This window comes from uncultured Sphingomonas sp. (assembly GCF_902806265.1).
Lineage (GTDB): Bacteria > Pseudomonadota > Alphaproteobacteria > Sphingomonadales > Sphingomonadaceae > Sphingomicrobium.
This window is the reverse complement of sequence record NZ_CADCVZ010000037.1, coordinates 17,176-31,586: the sequence shown is the minus strand read 5'-3', so window position 1 is coordinate 31,586 and position 14,411 is coordinate 17,176. Positions and strand designations below refer to the sequence as shown.

General features: G+C 68.6%; 14 protein-coding genes. 11 read left to right on the top strand and 3 right to left on the bottom strand.

The annotated features are described in order from the left end of the window. The 6 genes from QZX62_RS08590 to QZX62_RS08565 all read left to right on the top strand — a co-directional run. On the top strand, positions 1-238 hold a 238-nt coding region (locus tag QZX62_RS08590), incomplete at its 5' end, for a GreA/GreB family elongation factor (RefSeq protein WP_294173670.1). Positions 239-364: 126 nt separating this feature from the next. Then, positions 365-1,141, top strand: a complete 777-nt coding sequence (gene purC, locus QZX62_RS08585; protein WP_294173668.1) for a phosphoribosylaminoimidazolesuccinocarboxamide synthase — start codon at positions 365-367, stop codon at positions 1,139-1,141. Continuing rightward, positions 1,142-1,930, top strand: a complete 789-nt coding sequence (locus QZX62_RS08580; protein WP_294173667.1) for an FkbM family methyltransferase — start codon at positions 1,142-1,144, stop codon at positions 1,928-1,930. A gap of 44 nt (positions 1,931-1,974) precedes the next feature. Then, positions 1,975-4,143, top strand: coding sequence for a primosomal protein N' (locus tag QZX62_RS08575; protein WP_294173665.1), 2,169 nt, complete (start codon positions 1,975-1,977; stop codon positions 4,141-4,143). A 69-nt stretch (positions 4,144-4,212) separates the two neighbouring features. Next, on the top strand, positions 4,213-5,757 hold the full coding sequence (locus tag QZX62_RS08570; protein ID WP_294173664.1) for a hypothetical protein: 1,545 nt from the start codon (positions 4,213-4,215) through the stop codon (positions 5,755-5,757). 66 nt (positions 5,758-5,823) lie between these two features. Beyond that, complete coding sequence (locus QZX62_RS08565) at positions 5,824-7,398, top strand: cryptochrome/photolyase family protein (protein ID WP_294173663.1); 1,575 nt, start codon at positions 5,824-5,826, stop codon at positions 7,396-7,398. Here QZX62_RS08565 and QZX62_RS08560 read toward each other — a convergent pair. The 3 genes from QZX62_RS08560 to QZX62_RS08550 form a co-directional block, all read right to left on the bottom strand. After that, positions 7,395-7,892 carry a CAP domain-containing protein gene (locus tag QZX62_RS08560; protein WP_294173661.1) on the bottom strand — a complete coding sequence of 166 codons (498 nt, stop codon included), beginning with the start codon at positions 7,890-7,892 and terminating at the stop codon, positions 7,395-7,397. The two genes, QZX62_RS08565 and QZX62_RS08560, sit on opposite strands and share 4 nt — an antisense overlap. Before the next feature lie 239 nt (positions 7,893-8,131). Next, a complete protein-coding gene (locus QZX62_RS08555) occupies positions 8,132-9,325 on the bottom strand; it encodes a sulfotransferase (RefSeq protein WP_294173659.1) in 1,194 nt (397 codons plus the stop codon). A 1-nt stretch (position 9,326) separates the two neighbouring features. Next, positions 9,327-10,382, bottom strand: a complete 1,056-nt coding sequence (locus tag QZX62_RS08550) for a bifunctional transcriptional activator/DNA repair enzyme AdaA (protein ID WP_294173658.1) — start codon at positions 10,380-10,382, stop codon at positions 9,327-9,329. A gap of 110 nt (positions 10,383-10,492) precedes the next feature. Between QZX62_RS08550 and QZX62_RS08545 the strand changes: the two genes are divergently transcribed. The 5 genes from QZX62_RS08545 (at position 10,493) to QZX62_RS08525 (ending at position 14,394) form a co-directional block, all read left to right on the top strand. After that, on the top strand, positions 10,493-10,954 hold the full coding sequence (locus QZX62_RS08545) for a GNAT family N-acetyltransferase (protein ID WP_294173657.1): 462 nt from the start codon (positions 10,493-10,495) through the stop codon (positions 10,952-10,954). A gap of 117 nt (positions 10,955-11,071) precedes the next feature. Next, positions 11,072-11,626, top strand: coding sequence for a F0F1 ATP synthase subunit delta (locus tag QZX62_RS08540; RefSeq protein WP_294173655.1), 555 nt, complete (start codon positions 11,072-11,074; stop codon positions 11,624-11,626). Between the two features lie 2 nt (positions 11,627-11,628). Beyond that, complete coding sequence (gene atpA / locus QZX62_RS08535; protein ID WP_294173653.1) at positions 11,629-13,158, top strand: F0F1 ATP synthase subunit alpha; 1,530 nt, start codon at positions 11,629-11,631, stop codon at positions 13,156-13,158. Next, positions 13,159-13,509 (top strand): hypothetical protein, encoded by a 351-nt coding sequence (locus QZX62_RS08530; RefSeq protein WP_294173651.1) that lies wholly within the window; start codon positions 13,159-13,161, stop codon positions 13,507-13,509. Further along, the gene (locus QZX62_RS08525; protein ID WP_294173650.1) at positions 13,510-14,394 is read left to right on the top strand and encodes a F0F1 ATP synthase subunit gamma; all 885 of its coding nucleotides are present in this window, start codon (positions 13,510-13,512) and stop codon (positions 14,392-14,394) included. It begins immediately after the preceding gene. Positions 14,395-14,411 lie beyond the last annotated feature (17 nt).

Below are 14,411 nucleotides of genomic sequence, written 5' to 3'. Positions count from 1 at the left end.
CCAGCTCGCCCCCCTGCCCTCCGGTGAGAAAGTCGCGATCGGCGTCCGACTTACCTACCAGCACGACGACCGTTCCCGGACCATCGAGATCGTCGGCCACGACGAGAGCGACCCCGCCACCGGACGCGTCGGCTTCACCGCCCCGCTGGTCCGGGCGATGCTCGGCGGCGAGGTCGGTGACGAGATCGACCTGCCGGACGGTCGAACGCTAACCATCCTCGCTGTTGCTCCAGCCTGACCGGCCCGCTCGATTGCGCGGCGGGCCGTGCTCGCTTATAGCCCCTTCAACCGCCCCGGCCCCTAGCGTCGAGTCATCGACCCGAGTGGCCGGGGCGCCTTTTTTCCAGCGAGGACGCGACTATCCATGGCTCGCCGCCGGCAGATCTACGAAGGCAAGGCCAAGATCCTCTACGAGGGTCCCGAGCCCGGCACGCTGATCCAATATTTCAAGGACGACGCCACCGCCTTCAACGCGCAGAAGCGCGGGACTATCAGCGGCAAGGGCGTGCTCAACAACCGCATCAGCGAGCATATCTTCACGTCGCTTGCGACGATCGGCGTGCCGACCCACTTCATCCGCCGCCTGAACATGCGCGAGCAGCTGATTCGGCAGGTGGAGATCGTGCCGCTGGAGGTGATCGTCCGCAACGTCGCGGCCGGCTCGCTCAGCAAGCGGCTGGGCATCGAGGAAGGCACCCAGCTGCCGCGCACGATCATCGAATATTGCTACAAGGACGACGCGCTGGGCGACCCGATGGTCGCGGACGAGCATATCGCCTGCTTCGGCTGGGCCAGCCAGGAAGAGATGAACGACATCGCCGACATGGCGATCCGCGTGAACGACTTCATGTGCGGCCTGTTTGCGGCGATCGGAATCCGCCTGATCGACTTCAAGCTGGAGTTCGGGCGAGTGTATGAGAACGACTATCCGCGGATCATCCTGGCCGACGAGATCAGCCCGGACGGCTGCCGCCTGTGGGACATGAAGACCAACGAGAAACTGGACAAGGACCGCTTCCGGCAGAGCCTGGGCGGCGAGGCCGAGGCCTACCAGGAGGTAGCGCGCCGGCTGGGACTGCTGCAGGGCGAGGAGTTCGCGGTGCTGGACCTGGACAGCCATCGGAAGAAGCGGGGCAAGTAAGTGGACCTGTCCGGGCGCCTGGGTCACGCGTTGGAGCGGATCCATGCGGCCGGCCTGAAGCGCACCGCGGCGGGTGTCGCGGACCTGGTCTACCGCGACCGCTCCTTCGCGATCGATGCCGACGGCGACTGGGTCAACCGCCAGGCGGCATGCACCTTCGTCAGCCCGACGCCGTTCGCCCAGCGCTACGGCTATGTTCGCGACAAGATCGTCGACGAGTGGCTGTTCGACTACCGGCTGCGACCCGAAGACGTGGTGTTCGACGTCGGCGCGGGGCTGGGCGAGGAAGCGGTGGTGTTCGCCGACATGGCGGCGCGGGTCTACTCGGTCGAGGCGCATCCGGACACCTTCCGCTGCCTCCGCAAGACGGTGGCGCAGTCCGGGCGGAGCAACGTCGTGCCGCTGCAACTGGCGCTGGCCGACCGCGACGGCGAACTGCGCATCTCGAGCGGGGATAGCCACCTGGCGAACTCGGTTATCGAGGGCGGCTCGGGCAGGGTAACGGTACCGGCGAAGTCGCTGGAGTCACTCTGCCGGGAGCTTGGTGTCGGGCGTATCGACTTCCTCAAGATGAACATCGAAGGCGCGGAGCGGCTGGCGATCCGAGGCTTCGGCGCCGTCGAGATCCGGCATCTCGCCATTTCGTGCCACGACTTCATCCCCGGCCCCGAAACCCGCACGCGGGCTGAGGTGGAGGCGTTTCTGCGGGAGGCGGGCTACGAAGTGCGCGGCCGGCCGGACCATCCGCGGCCCTGGACCCGGCACACGCTCTACGCCCGCCGGGCGTGAACGGGCGCTTGTGGGCGGGGAGTCCCGGCGGCTAGAGCCGACCGGTGCCCCTCCCCCGCGTTCGTGTCGTCACTCTCAACGCCGCGCTCGGCCCGCTGGACTATCGCGTGCCGGAGGGGGCCGCGGTCGAGCCCGGCAGCATCGTCGTCGCGCCGCTCGGGCCGCGGCAGCTGGTCGGGGTGGCGTGGGAAGCGGAGCGGCTGCCGACTGAGGAAGTCGGGGACAACCGGCTGCGACCGCTGGCGGGAGTGCTGCCGAGCCCCCGGGTGCCGGCGCCGCTCAGGCGCTTGGTCGAGTGGGTGGCGGATTACTATCTTGCGCCGCTCCCGGCCGTGCTGCGGATGGTGCTGCCGTCATCGAGCGCGCTGGAGGGGCCGCGGCAGCTGACGGAGTATCGGCCGACGGGGCTGGTGCCCGACCGGCTGACCCCGCAGCGGCGGCAGGCGCTGGAGAAGCTCGAAGGTCGGCAGGGCACGGTGCGCGAGTTGGCGGATCATGCGAAAGTCTCGGACACGGTGTTGCGCGGACTGGTGAACGCGGGGGCGCTGGAGGCGGTGCAGGTGGATGCGGACCGGCCGCTCGACTGCCCGGACCCGGACTTCGCGCCGCCGGAGCTCAACCCTGAGCAGCGCGCAGCCGCGAAGAGCCTGGCGGGGGCGATCGGCGGGGACTTTGACCCGGTGCTGCTCGACGGGGTGACGGGATCGGGCAAGACCGAGGTCTATTTCGAGGCGATCGCCGAGTGCGTTCGGCAGCGCCGCCAGGCGCTGGTGCTGCTGCCGGAGATCGCGCTTACGGAGCCGTTCCTCAAGCGCTTCGAGGCGCGGTTCGGCTGCGCGCCGACGGCGTGGCATTCGGGGCTGCGCTCGTCCGAACGGCGGCGGGCGTTCCGCGGGATCGTCTCGGGCGAGGCCAAGGTGACGGTGGGCGCGCGCTCGGCGTTGTTCCTGCCTTACGCCAAGCTTGGACTGATCGTGGTCGACGAGGCGCACGAGCCGAGCTTCAAGCAGGAGGACGGCGTCCAGTACCACGCCCGCGACGTGGCGGTGATGCGGGGCAAGCTCGAGGAGGTGCCGGTGGTGCTGTCCTCGGCGACGCCGGCGATCGAGACCCGGCATATGGTGGAGATCGGCCGCTACCGCGAGCTCAAGCTGCCGAGCCGCTTCGCCGATGCGCAGCTGCCGGAGATGCGGGCGATCAACCTGACGCGGGACCCGCCGCCGCGCGGGCGCTGGCTGGCGCCGAGCCTGGTGGCGGAGCTGGAAGCGAACCTCCAAGCGGGCGAGCAGAGCCTGCTGTTCCTCAACCGCCGCGGCTTCGCGCCGCTGACCCTGTGCCGCAGCTGCGGGCACCGTTTCCAGTGCCCGAACTGCACCGCGTGGATGGTCGAGCACCGGCTGATGCACCGGCTGGCCTGCCACCATTGCGGGCACGTCATGCCGCCGCCGCGGCTGTGCCCCGAGTGCGGCGAGGAGGACAGCCTGGTCGCCTGCGGGCCGGGAGTGGAGCGGATCGCCGACGAGGTGGCCGCGCTGTTCCCCGAAGCGCGCACGGCGATCGTCACCAGCGACACCATCTGGGCGCCGGCCAAGGCCGCGGAGTTCGTCGCGCAGATGGAAGGGGGCGCGATCGACATCGTGGTCGGCACCCAGCTGGTGACCAAGGGCTATCACTTCCCCAATCTGACGCTGGTCGGGGTGGTCGATGCGGACCTCGGGCTGCAGGGCGGCGACCTTCGCGCGGCGGAGCGCAGCTTCCAGCAGATCGCGCAGGTGGCCGGGCGCGCCGGGCGCGGCGAGAAGCCCGGGCGCGTGCTGGTCCAGACGCACGATCCCGAGGCGCGGGTGATCGCGGCGCTGATCGAGGGCGATGCGGCGAGCTTCTACGAAGCGGAGACCGAGGCGCGGCGGGAGGCGGCGATGCCGCCATTCGGGCGGCTGGCGGCAATTGTGGTCAGTTCGGAGGATGCGGAGGAAGCTGCGGCGGTGGCGCGCAGGATCGGCAACAGCGCGCCGACGGTCGAGGACATGGCGGTATTCGGCCCCGCCCCTGCCCCACTCGCCATGCTGCGCGGGCGGCACCGGCAGCGGCTGCTGGTCCATGCGGCGCGCAGCCTGGACGTGCAGGACGTGATCCGCGACTGGCTGGCCGGCATCGAGTGGAACGCCAAGACGCGGGTCGGCGTGGACGTGGATCCGTACAGCTTCGTGTGAAGAAACTTCCGACTCGACTGTAAAGAAACAGCTTCTAAGCTGCTTGCGATCGGACCGGGGGACCTGTTTATGGCGTGGAGACATCTCGGACTGGCGGTGGCCCTGGCTACCGCGAGCCAGTCGGCTTGGGCGGGCTGGACCGAAGCCCGCTCCAAGCACTTCATAATCTATTCGGAACAGCATCCCAAGCAGCTCCGGCGATATGCCGACGACCTTGAGCGCTTCGACCAGGCGGTCCGCCTGTTACGCAGCATGGAGGATCCGGAGCTCACGGACGCCGGCCGGTTGACGATATACGTGCTGCCATCCCAAGGCGCCGTGGCATCGCTGGCCGGAGTGCCGGGAAGCGGGATCGCAGGCATGTACATCGGCCGCGCTTCGGGCGCGCGAGCCTTTGTACACCGGCAGCGCGACAGCGAAAACTTCAACGACCTGCGGGCGCAGACGGTCTTCTTCCACGAGTATCTGCATCACCTCATGCTGCAGGAACTCGACGTGGCCGTGCCGGCGTGGGTCGTGGAGGGTGCGGCGGAGCTCTACGCCACCGCATCGATCAACAAGGACGGCTCGGTGACCGTCGGCCGCGCTGCGCAGCATCGCGCCCATGGCCTGTTCGGGGCGAACAACCTTTCCGTCCAGGACATGGTTGGAGCGACGCTTCAGAAGTTGTCGGACGCGCAGATGGAGCAGCTTTATGGCCGCGGCTGGCTGCTCACCCACATGCTGACCTTTCAGCCGTCCCGAAAAGGACAGCTCAGCCGCTACGTGATGGGCATCCAGAACGGGATGACCGCGCTCGAGGCCGCCAAGAGCGCGTTCGGCGACCTTAAGCTGTTGAGCAGGGACCTGAACCGCTACCTCGAACAGCGGAAGATCCTCGGACTGACGCTTCCGGCGAACAAGTTGAAGGTCGCGCCGGTCGAGCTTCGTTCCCTAAGTCCCGCGGAGAGCGCCGTCCTGCCGGTGGTGATGCGGTCGGAACGGGGTGTCGGCAGGAAAACCGCACCGAGGGTCCTTGCCGACGCCCGCAAGGTCGCGGCGCGGTTCCCGGGCGACCCGGCGGTGCTAGCGGCCCTTGCCGAAGCGGAAACGGACGCGGGCAACCATGCCGCCGCCGTCGCCGCGGCCGACCGGGCGCTGGCGCTGCGGCCAAGCTATGCCAAGCCGATGATCATGAAGGCGCGAGCGCTGCTCGCCAGTGCTGAGGCCGAGCCGCCGAAAGCCGACTGGAAGGCGATCCGCGCCCTGATCGGCAGAGCCAACCGCCTCGACCCGGAGGATGCGGAGCCGCTGATGCTGTTCTATCGAAGCTATCTCGAGCAAGGCATCGAGCCGACCCGCAATGCGGTCAAAGGGCTGCTGTATGCGCAGCGCATCGTTCCGCAGGATGGCGGTGTGCGCATGCTCGCGGTGCGTCAGCTGATCAAGGACAAGCAGTTGGCGGAGGCGCGGGCGTTGTTCGGCCCGATTGCCAACAACCCGCACGCGGGCAAGTCCCGCGCGCGGCTTCAGCAGGTCCAGCAGGCGCTCGCTCAGGGGAACGCGGCACAGGCGACAGCTCTGCTCGACGCCCAGGAGGCGGAGGCGAGCGGCCAAGGCGCGGGCGGTAGCTGAGGGCGCGCGCAAACCCTCGTAGAATGGTCGTGGACCCGTATAGCTTCCTTTAGGGTTTCTGCGGGCGTGCCCACGCTCGTTCCCATCCTCGGCGATCAATGCTCGCATAATCTTGCCTCGCTGAAGGCCAGCGATCCCGCGGACTCGGTCGTGCTGATGATGGAGGTCGGCAACGAATGCAGCTACGTGCTGCACCACAAGCAGAAGATCGTTCTGATCCTCTCCGCCATGCGCCACTTCGCGGCCGAGCTGCGGACACGCGGGTGGACGGTCGATTATATGACCCTGGACGATCCGGCGAACAGCGGCAGCTTCTCGGGCGAGGTGGAGCGGGCGGTCGCCCGACACCGGCCGGACGCCATCCGCATCGTCGAGGCGGGCGAGTGGCGGGTGCAGAAGGCGATGGAGGGCTGGAGCGCGCGGCTGGGCGTGCCGGTCGAGATCCTCGGCGACGACCGCTTCGTATGTTCGCTGCCCGACTTTTTCACCTGGGCCGCGGCGGCGGACCGGCCGATGGAGTTCTTCTACCGCGAGATGCGGGCCAGGACCGGGCTGCTGATGGAGCCGGACGGGAAGCCGGCAGGCGGGCAGTGGAACTACGACAAGGACAACCGGGCGGGACCGCCGCACGAAGGTGACTTCCCGCGCCGCCGCCCGAACGAACCCGACGCGATCACGCGCGAGGTGATGGTGCTGGTCGAGCAGCGCTTCGGCAACCACTTCGGGCGGCTCGACGATTTCGCGCTGCCGGTCACCGCGGCCGACGCCGAGGCGGCGCTGGACGAGTTCATCAGCAGCCGCCTGCCGAACTTCGGCACCTACCAGGACGCGATGGTGATCGGCGAGGACCTGCTGTTCCACGCGGCGATCTCGACTTCGATGAACTGCGGGCTGCTCGATCCGCTCGATGCCTGCCGCAGGGTGGAGGCGGCGTGGCGCGCGGGTGCGGTGCCGCTCAATAGCGCGGAAGGCTTCATCCGCCAGATCATCGGCTGGCGCGAGTATATGCGGGGCATGTACTGGCGGGAGATGCCGGAACTGCACGAGGCGAACGCGCTCGGTGCGACGCGGCCCCTGCCCGACTTCTACTGGACGGGCGAGACCGACATGCGCTGCATGGCCGAATGCGTGCGCAACACGCGCGACAATGCGTACGCGCACCACATCCAGCGGCTGATGGTGCTGGGCAACTTCGCGCTGATCGCGGGCGTCGATCCGCGCCAGATCAGCGACTGGTTCCTGGTGGTCTATGCCGACGCCTACGAATGGGTCGAGCACGCCAACGTGATCGGCATGAGCCAATATGCCGACGGGGGGCGGATCGGGACCAAGCCCTATGCGGCATCGGGCGCGTATATCGATCGCATGTCGGACTATTGCCGGGGCTGCGTGTACGACGTGACCAAGAAGGTGGGCCCAAGGGCGTGCCCTTATAACTCGCTCTACTGGGACTTCCTGGCGCGCAACGAGGACAAGCTCGCCGGCAATCCGCGGCTCAGGAACCAATATCGGACTTGGGGGCGGATGGGTCCGGAGAAGAAGGCCGCCTACCGCGAGTGGGCAGCTCGGGTGCTCGACGAGCTCGTCCCGGCCGGGCCGAGTTGGGCGCGTCCGGACGACGCGAGCGGATCAGGCGCCTAGACGACCGGGCGGCCGAATACGTTGCCGGACGGGTAGTAGCGGCACACCAGATACTCGTGAGCGCGCGAGGACCGGACCGCGCAGCCGACCCGCGTGGTCTGGCGCGAGACCATCTGGGTGTAATGGCCGACGTCCGACCAGCGGCCGGTGCGGCTCACCGCCGGGAACACGGCCGGGCGGAACCAGCGGCGTTCCGACAGCCAGCCGCCGACCATTGCGTGCAGCTTGTATGCGCCGCGGGTGCCCATCCACAGGTTCTCGCCCTGCCCGACCCTCATGCCCGCGGGGGAGTGACCCCAGCGCCCGGTCGCCGCCATCTGCCCAGCGTAGCGGTCGGCGGCCGCGGCCAGCGCCGGATCCCAGGCCAGCGGCGCGACGTTGAGGCGCCCGCGCTCCGCATTGTGCATCGTAAGGACCTGCCCGGCGAAGCCGTAGTTCGCACCCGCAGGACTCGCCAGCAGCGCCAGCGCAAGACAAGCAACAGCCCCCCGCATCACCAATCCCCTTCCCCGATGAGAAGGCTGCGATGATGAAGGATCGAGTACTACTGTCCGGTAAATGCTTTCCCGTGGTGCGAATATAAAGCGCGACGAGCCGATGGAACAAACTCGTCAACCGTTAAGAGTAGATGTCGATTGCTCCTACGCATCGCGGAGCGGAAAGCTGGTTCGATCAGAAAGGCTTGCCGAGCCGCTCGTTCTCGGCTCACGCGCTGCCAGGCGGTCGCCGCGAGTTAACGAGGTTGAACCTCGGCTTCTCGGAAAGCCTCGCGCACCCCTGCCTCGGACAGGTCGAAATCCTCCAGCCGATAATGATGCCCTTGATGACGGGGCGGCCGCGCCATCAGCCCGCGCATTCGGCGGAGCACGGGATCGGTCAGCGGCATGTCGAGGAAGGCGTAGATGCGGCGCACGGCCGCTTCCCATTCGGCGCCGACCTCGTCGAAGTCGACCGGCAGCTGCGGCACGTGCCGATGGTCGCGTAGTACCGCGGTGAGCTTGCGCTCGCGCCACAGCGTCTTGTCCAGCCACTCGGCGCCGATCGCCTGGGAGTCGGCGCAGTCGCTGTGGATGCGCCGCTGATGCCACACCAGGGACGCGGAGGAGCCGACCACGGCGGCGGGGTCGCGGTTGAGGCGGAGCAGCCGCGCGTCCGGAAACTGGCGCAGCAGCGGCTGGAGCTCGCCGGTGAATTGGGGAGACTTGAGCAGCCAGGGCTTGGCAGGGTCGTCGCCGCGGCACCGGCCCATGATCCGCAGCAGAGTGGCGAACTCGCCGTAGGGCACGGCGCCGTCGCGCTCGCGGGCGAAGGCGGCGAAGCCGGGGACGTGCCACTGCGCCTCGAACTGCGCGCCATGGAATGAGAAGCTGTGCAGGCCGAACTCCTCTTCCGGCTCGAGTGGGTGGGTGGGATGGACCGCGGCCAGGGCAGGGTTGGCGAGTTCCAGGAAGCGCTGCACAACAGCTGCCCGCGCCCGGCGGCCGCGGCGGGGCACGGGCTCCAGGCTTTCGAACAAGCGGGTATGCGCGAAGCGGCGATCCTGGGCGAGCAGCCGGTGCAGGCGGGTGGTGCCCGAGCGCATGTGGCCGAGGATGATGACGGGGCGGGCGAGCGGCCGTTCGATGATCTCGCGGTGCTCGCGGAGCAGCGTCTCGGCGCGGATTCGCAGCCGCAACAGGGTAACCAGCTGCCCGTTGGCGACCTGCCGTCCCAGCGGGTTCAGCCGGGCATGCTCGCGCAAGTCATCGAGCAGGAGCTCGAACGGTTCCTGCCAGTGGCGCCCGGGAATGGCGGCCACCCTTTCCCGCCGGCAAGCCTCGGCCACCAGCGCGGAACTGTCGAGCACCGGCTCGGGCCACCATCCCTTGGCCCAGGCCTTGGTCAGGAAGCGATTGGTCGCGGCAACGAAGGAAAGCGGGTGAGGCAAGTCAGCCGAACAACGAGCCTGGCTTGCCGTCGGTTTCCGCGCGCAGCAGCCGGCGCTTGCGGTCAAGCCCGCCGGCGTAGCCGCCGAGCGAGCCGTCGGAGCGGATCACGCGGTGGCAGGGAACCAGCACCGTGATCGGGTTGCTGCCGTTGGCGGTGCCGACGGCGCGCACTGCGCCGGGCTGGCCGACCGCGGCGGCAATCTCCGCATAGCTGCGGGTCTCGCCGGGCGGGATCTTGCGGAGCTCGGCCCAGACCGCCTGCTGAAAGGCGGTGCCGGCGACGTCCAGCGGCAGGTCGGGCATGGCGCAAGGCGTGGCGACCGCCTGCAGCACCCCGCCGACCAGCTCGGCCATGGCGCCGTCGTCGGCGAGGATCGTGGCATGGGGGAAGCGGCGGCGCAGCGCATCCTCGTCCTCGTCGAAGGTCAGCCGGCAGATGCCGCGGTCGGTGGCCGCCATGAGCAAGGGGCCGAGCGGACTGTCGACCACCGTGAAGCGGATGGTCGCCCCGCGGCCGCCGTCGCGCCACACGGACGGGGTCATGCCCAAGCGCTCTCCGGCGTCCTGGTAGAAGCGGCTGGGGGCGCTGTAGCCCGCATCGTAGATGGCGTCGGTCACGGATGCGCTCTCCTCCAGGGTGCGTTCGGCGCGGCGGCTGCGCAGCGCGCGGGCATAGGCGGCGGGCGATACGCCGAGGTCGCGGGTGAACAGCCGCTGGAAATGGTGCGGCGCGTAGCCCACCGCCTCGGCCAGTTCCTCCAGCCGCGGCGGCGTTTCCGCCCCTTCGATCAGCTGCACGGCCTTTGCCACCGCGGCCCGGTCGCGCGCGACTTGATCGGGCTTGCAGCGCAGGCAGGGACGATAGCCCGCGGCGCGCACGGCGGCCTCGTCGTGGAAGATGGCGGCGTTCTCCCGCCGCGGCCGGCGCGCGGGGCAGGACGGGCGGCAGTAGATGCGGGTGGTGCTGACGGCCACGAAGAAGCGTCCGTCGAAGGCACGGTCGCGGGTCTCGAAGGCGGTCCAGGCCTGATCTTCAGGGAGGCGCGTGTTCATCATGCACCGGTTCTTAGCGCCTCGCCGCGCCCGCCGCATCCCGGAGCTTGCGCTCAAAGCGGGGTGAGCACTTCACCTCGCTAACATCGCTTGCATTGGATTATCGACGCGGCATGGCACCAACGTTCCATGAGGGTGAGCTGGACCGCGAAGACGTGCAGGCCCTCCTCTCCCTGCACTTCGCGGCAATGCGCAGCCATTCGCCGCCCGACGCTTGCCATGTCCTGCCGGCGGCAGCGCTGCGCCAACCGTCCATCACCTTCTTCAGCGGGCGAGGCGCGGGCGAGCTGTTGGGAATCGGGGCGCTGAAGGAGCTTGATCCGTTCAATGGCGAAATCAAGTCGATGCGAACCGCGCCGACGGCACTCGGTCAGGGCGTCGGCCGGCTGCTGCTTGGCAGGATCGTCGAGGAAGCCCGGCGGCGCGGGTACCGCCATCTGAGCCTGGAGACGGGCAGCGGCCCCGAGTTCACGGCCGCGCTGCGCTTGTACGAGGGCGCGGGTTTTCGGCCCTGCGCTCCCTTCGGCGGCTATCTGGACACGCCGTTCACGCGCGTCCTCAGCCTCGACCTGTGACCGGCCGCCTTGCATCGCCCGAGCCCCCCTGCTAGTGGCGCGGCGACCCGGCTGGGGCGAGCGGTTTTGCGGCCGCTTCCGCCCCGCTTTGCATATCTTTGACGGAGCTTTGGGCGCGTGGAGACATCCGGCGGCATTAGGGCCAGCCTAGCGGGGCGTTACGCGTCCGCGCTGTTCGACCTGGCCCGCGACGAGCGCCAGATCGAAGCGGTTGCGCGCAGCCTGGTGGAAATCCGCTCGACGCTGGAGACCTCACCGGAGTTCGCGTCGCTGACCAACTCGCCGCTGATCGGCCGCGCGGAGGCGGGCAAGGCGGTGGCGGCCACCGCGGCCGCGCTGCAGCTGGACCCGATCACCACCAATTTCCTGCTGGTGCTCGCCCGCAACGGCCGGCTGCGGCACCTGCCCGAGATCATCCGGCTGGTCGGGCGGCTCGCCGCCGAGCATCGGGGCGAGACAACGGCGGAGGTCACCTCCGCGCGCCCGCTCGACGACGACCAGCTGGATGCGCTTCGGCAGCAGCTGCGCGGGCGTGTCGGTACCGACGTGCGCCTCGACGCGCGGGTCGATCCTTCCATTCTCGGCGGCATCGTCGTCCGGCTCGGCAGCCAGATGATCGACGCTTCCATCCGCACCAAACTGAACACTCTCGCGACTGCGATGAAAGGCTAACAATGGACATCCGCGCCGCTGAAATCTCCCGCGTCATCCGCGACCAGATCGCGAACTTCGATGCCGACGCGCAGGTCTCGGAAGTCGGGCAGGTGCTGTCGGTCGGCGACGGCATCGCCCGCATCTACGGCCTCGACAACGTCCAGGCCGGCGAGCTGGTCGAGTTCGAGAGCGGCGTCAGCGGCATGGCCCTGAACCTGGAAGCCGACAACGTCGGCGTGGTGGTGTTCGGCTCGGACTCCGAGATCACCGAAGGCTCCACCGCGCGGCGTACCGGCACCATTGTCGACGTGCCGATCGGCAAGGGCCTGCTCGGCCGCGTGGTCGACGCGCTCGGCAACCCGATCGACGGCAAGGGCCCGATCGTCGCCGAGGGCCGCAGCCGGGTCGAGGTCAAGGCGCCCGGCATCATCCCGCGCAAGTCGGTGCACGAGCCGGTGCAGACCGGCCTCAAGGCGCTGGACGCGCTGGTGCCCGTCGGCCGCGGACAGCGCGAGCTGATCATCGGCGACCGCCAAACCGGCAAGACCGCCGTCGCGCTGGACACCTTCATCAACCAGAAGCAGGCCAACGCCGGCACCGACGAAAGCCAGAAGCTCTACTGCATCTACGTCGCGGTGGGGCAGAAGCGCTCCACGGTGGCGCAGATCGTCCGCGCGCTCGAAGAGAATGGCGCGATGGAATATTCGATCGTCGTCGCCGCGACGGCTTCGGAGCCGGCCCCGCTGCAGTTCCTGGCGCCCTATACCGGCTGCGCGATGGGCGAGTATTTCCGCGACAACGGCATGCACGCCGTGATCGTCTATGACGACCTGTCGAAGCAGGCGGTGGCCTATCGCCAGATGTCGCTGCTGCTGCGCCGTCCGCCGGGCCGCGAGGCCTATCCGGGCGACGTGTTCTACCTCCACAGCCGGCTGCTCGAGCGCGCCGCCAAGATGAACGACGCCAACGGCAACGGCTCGCTGACCGCGCTGCCGGTCATCGAGACGCAGGCGGGCGACGTGTCGGCCTACATCCCGACCAACGTCATCTCGATCACCGACGGCCAGATCTTCCTGGAAACGGACCTGTTCTATCAGGGCATCCGTCCGGCCATCAACGTCGGCCTGTCGGTCAGCCGGGTAGGCTCGGCCGCGCAGACCAAGGCGATGAAGAAGGTCGCGGGCTCGATCAAGCTGGAGCTGGCGCAGTACCGCGAGATGGCGGCGTTCGCGCAGTTCGGCTCGGACCTCGATGCGTCCACGCAGAAGCTGCTGGCCCGCGGCGCGCGGCTGACCGAGCTGCTCAAGCAGCCGCAATTCCAGCCGATGCCGGTGGAGGAGCAGGTCGCGTCCATCTACGCCGGTACGCAAGGCTTCATCGACACCGTCGAGACCCGTGACGTGACGCGCTACGAAGCGGCGATGCTGAGCTACCTGCGGGCGGAGAAGCCCGAGGTGCTGGCGCGCATCCGCGACACCAAGGCGCTGGACGACGAGACGGCGGCGGCGCTCAAGGACGCGCTCACGGCGTTCGGCAAGCAGTTCGCGTAGATGACCGCTGGGGTCCTTGCGCTGGCTTTGGCAGCGGTGCAGGCCGGATCGCCGCTAGATGGCGCGTGGGTCGTCGACCTCACGAGCAAGCCGGGGGACAAGGCTTATACCCAACCCATGCAGCTGACGCTCTCCACCAACGGGACGGTAAGTGGCAGCTTCTACCAGAGCCCGATCGTAGCGGGGCGGTGGAAGACCGATCGTGGCCGCACCTGCGTAAGCTTCCGCACCAGCGATGGAGTTGGTCCGTACCATACGTCGGCCTGCCTGGTCGGCGGCAGGGTCCAGGGGCAAACCTGGGCGGAACAACGCAACTTTCTCTTCAACTGGAATGCAGAGCGCGCGAAGTAGATGGCATCGCTTAAAGCCCTCAAGATCCGCATCGGCTCGGTGAAGTCGACGCAGAAGATCACCAAGGCGATGAAAATGGTCGCCGCGGCCAAGCTGCGCCGGGCGCAGAGCAATGCGGAAAGTGGCCGGCCCTACTCCGCTCGCTTGTCGGACGTGGTCTCGAGCCTCGCCAGCCGCATCACCGTGGGTCCGCAGAGCCCGCGGCTCATCGCCGGCACGGGGGCCGAGCAGCGCCACCTGATCGTGCTGGCGAGCGGCGACCGGGGCCTCGCCGGCGCGTTCAACACCAACATCGTCCGCGCCGCCCGCCGCGCCGCCGACGAGCTGATCGCGCAAGGGCGGCAGGTCAGCTTCTACCTGGTCGGGCGCAAGGCGCGGCCGGTGATCGGGCGCTTCTATCCCGGCCAGATCGTTGGCCAGTTCGACACGTCGGAGATGAAGAACCCGAGCTACGCCGAAGCGCAGGCGATCGCCGCCGAGATCATCGAGCGGTTCGAGAGCGGCCAGTTCGACGTGGCGCACCTCGCCTACTCCAACTTCCGCTCGGTACTGGCGCAGGAGCCGACGGTCGACCAGATCATCCCGGTCCGTCCCGCCGCCGCCAACGACAGCGCGGCCTCGGGTGCGTCGGCCGCGGTGGAGTATGAGCCGGACGAGGAGGACATCCTTGCCGCGCTGCTGCCGCGCAACGTCGCGGTCCAGATCTACCGCGCGCTGCTGGAGAACCAGGCGGGCTTCTACGGATCGCAGATGACGGCGATGGACAATGCGACCCGCAACGCGGGCGACATGATCAACCGCCTCAGCATCCAGTACAATCGCCAGCGCCAGGCGGCGATCACCACCGAACTCGTCGAGATCATCTCGGGCGCCGAAGCGCTTTAAAGAACCACGAAGGCAAG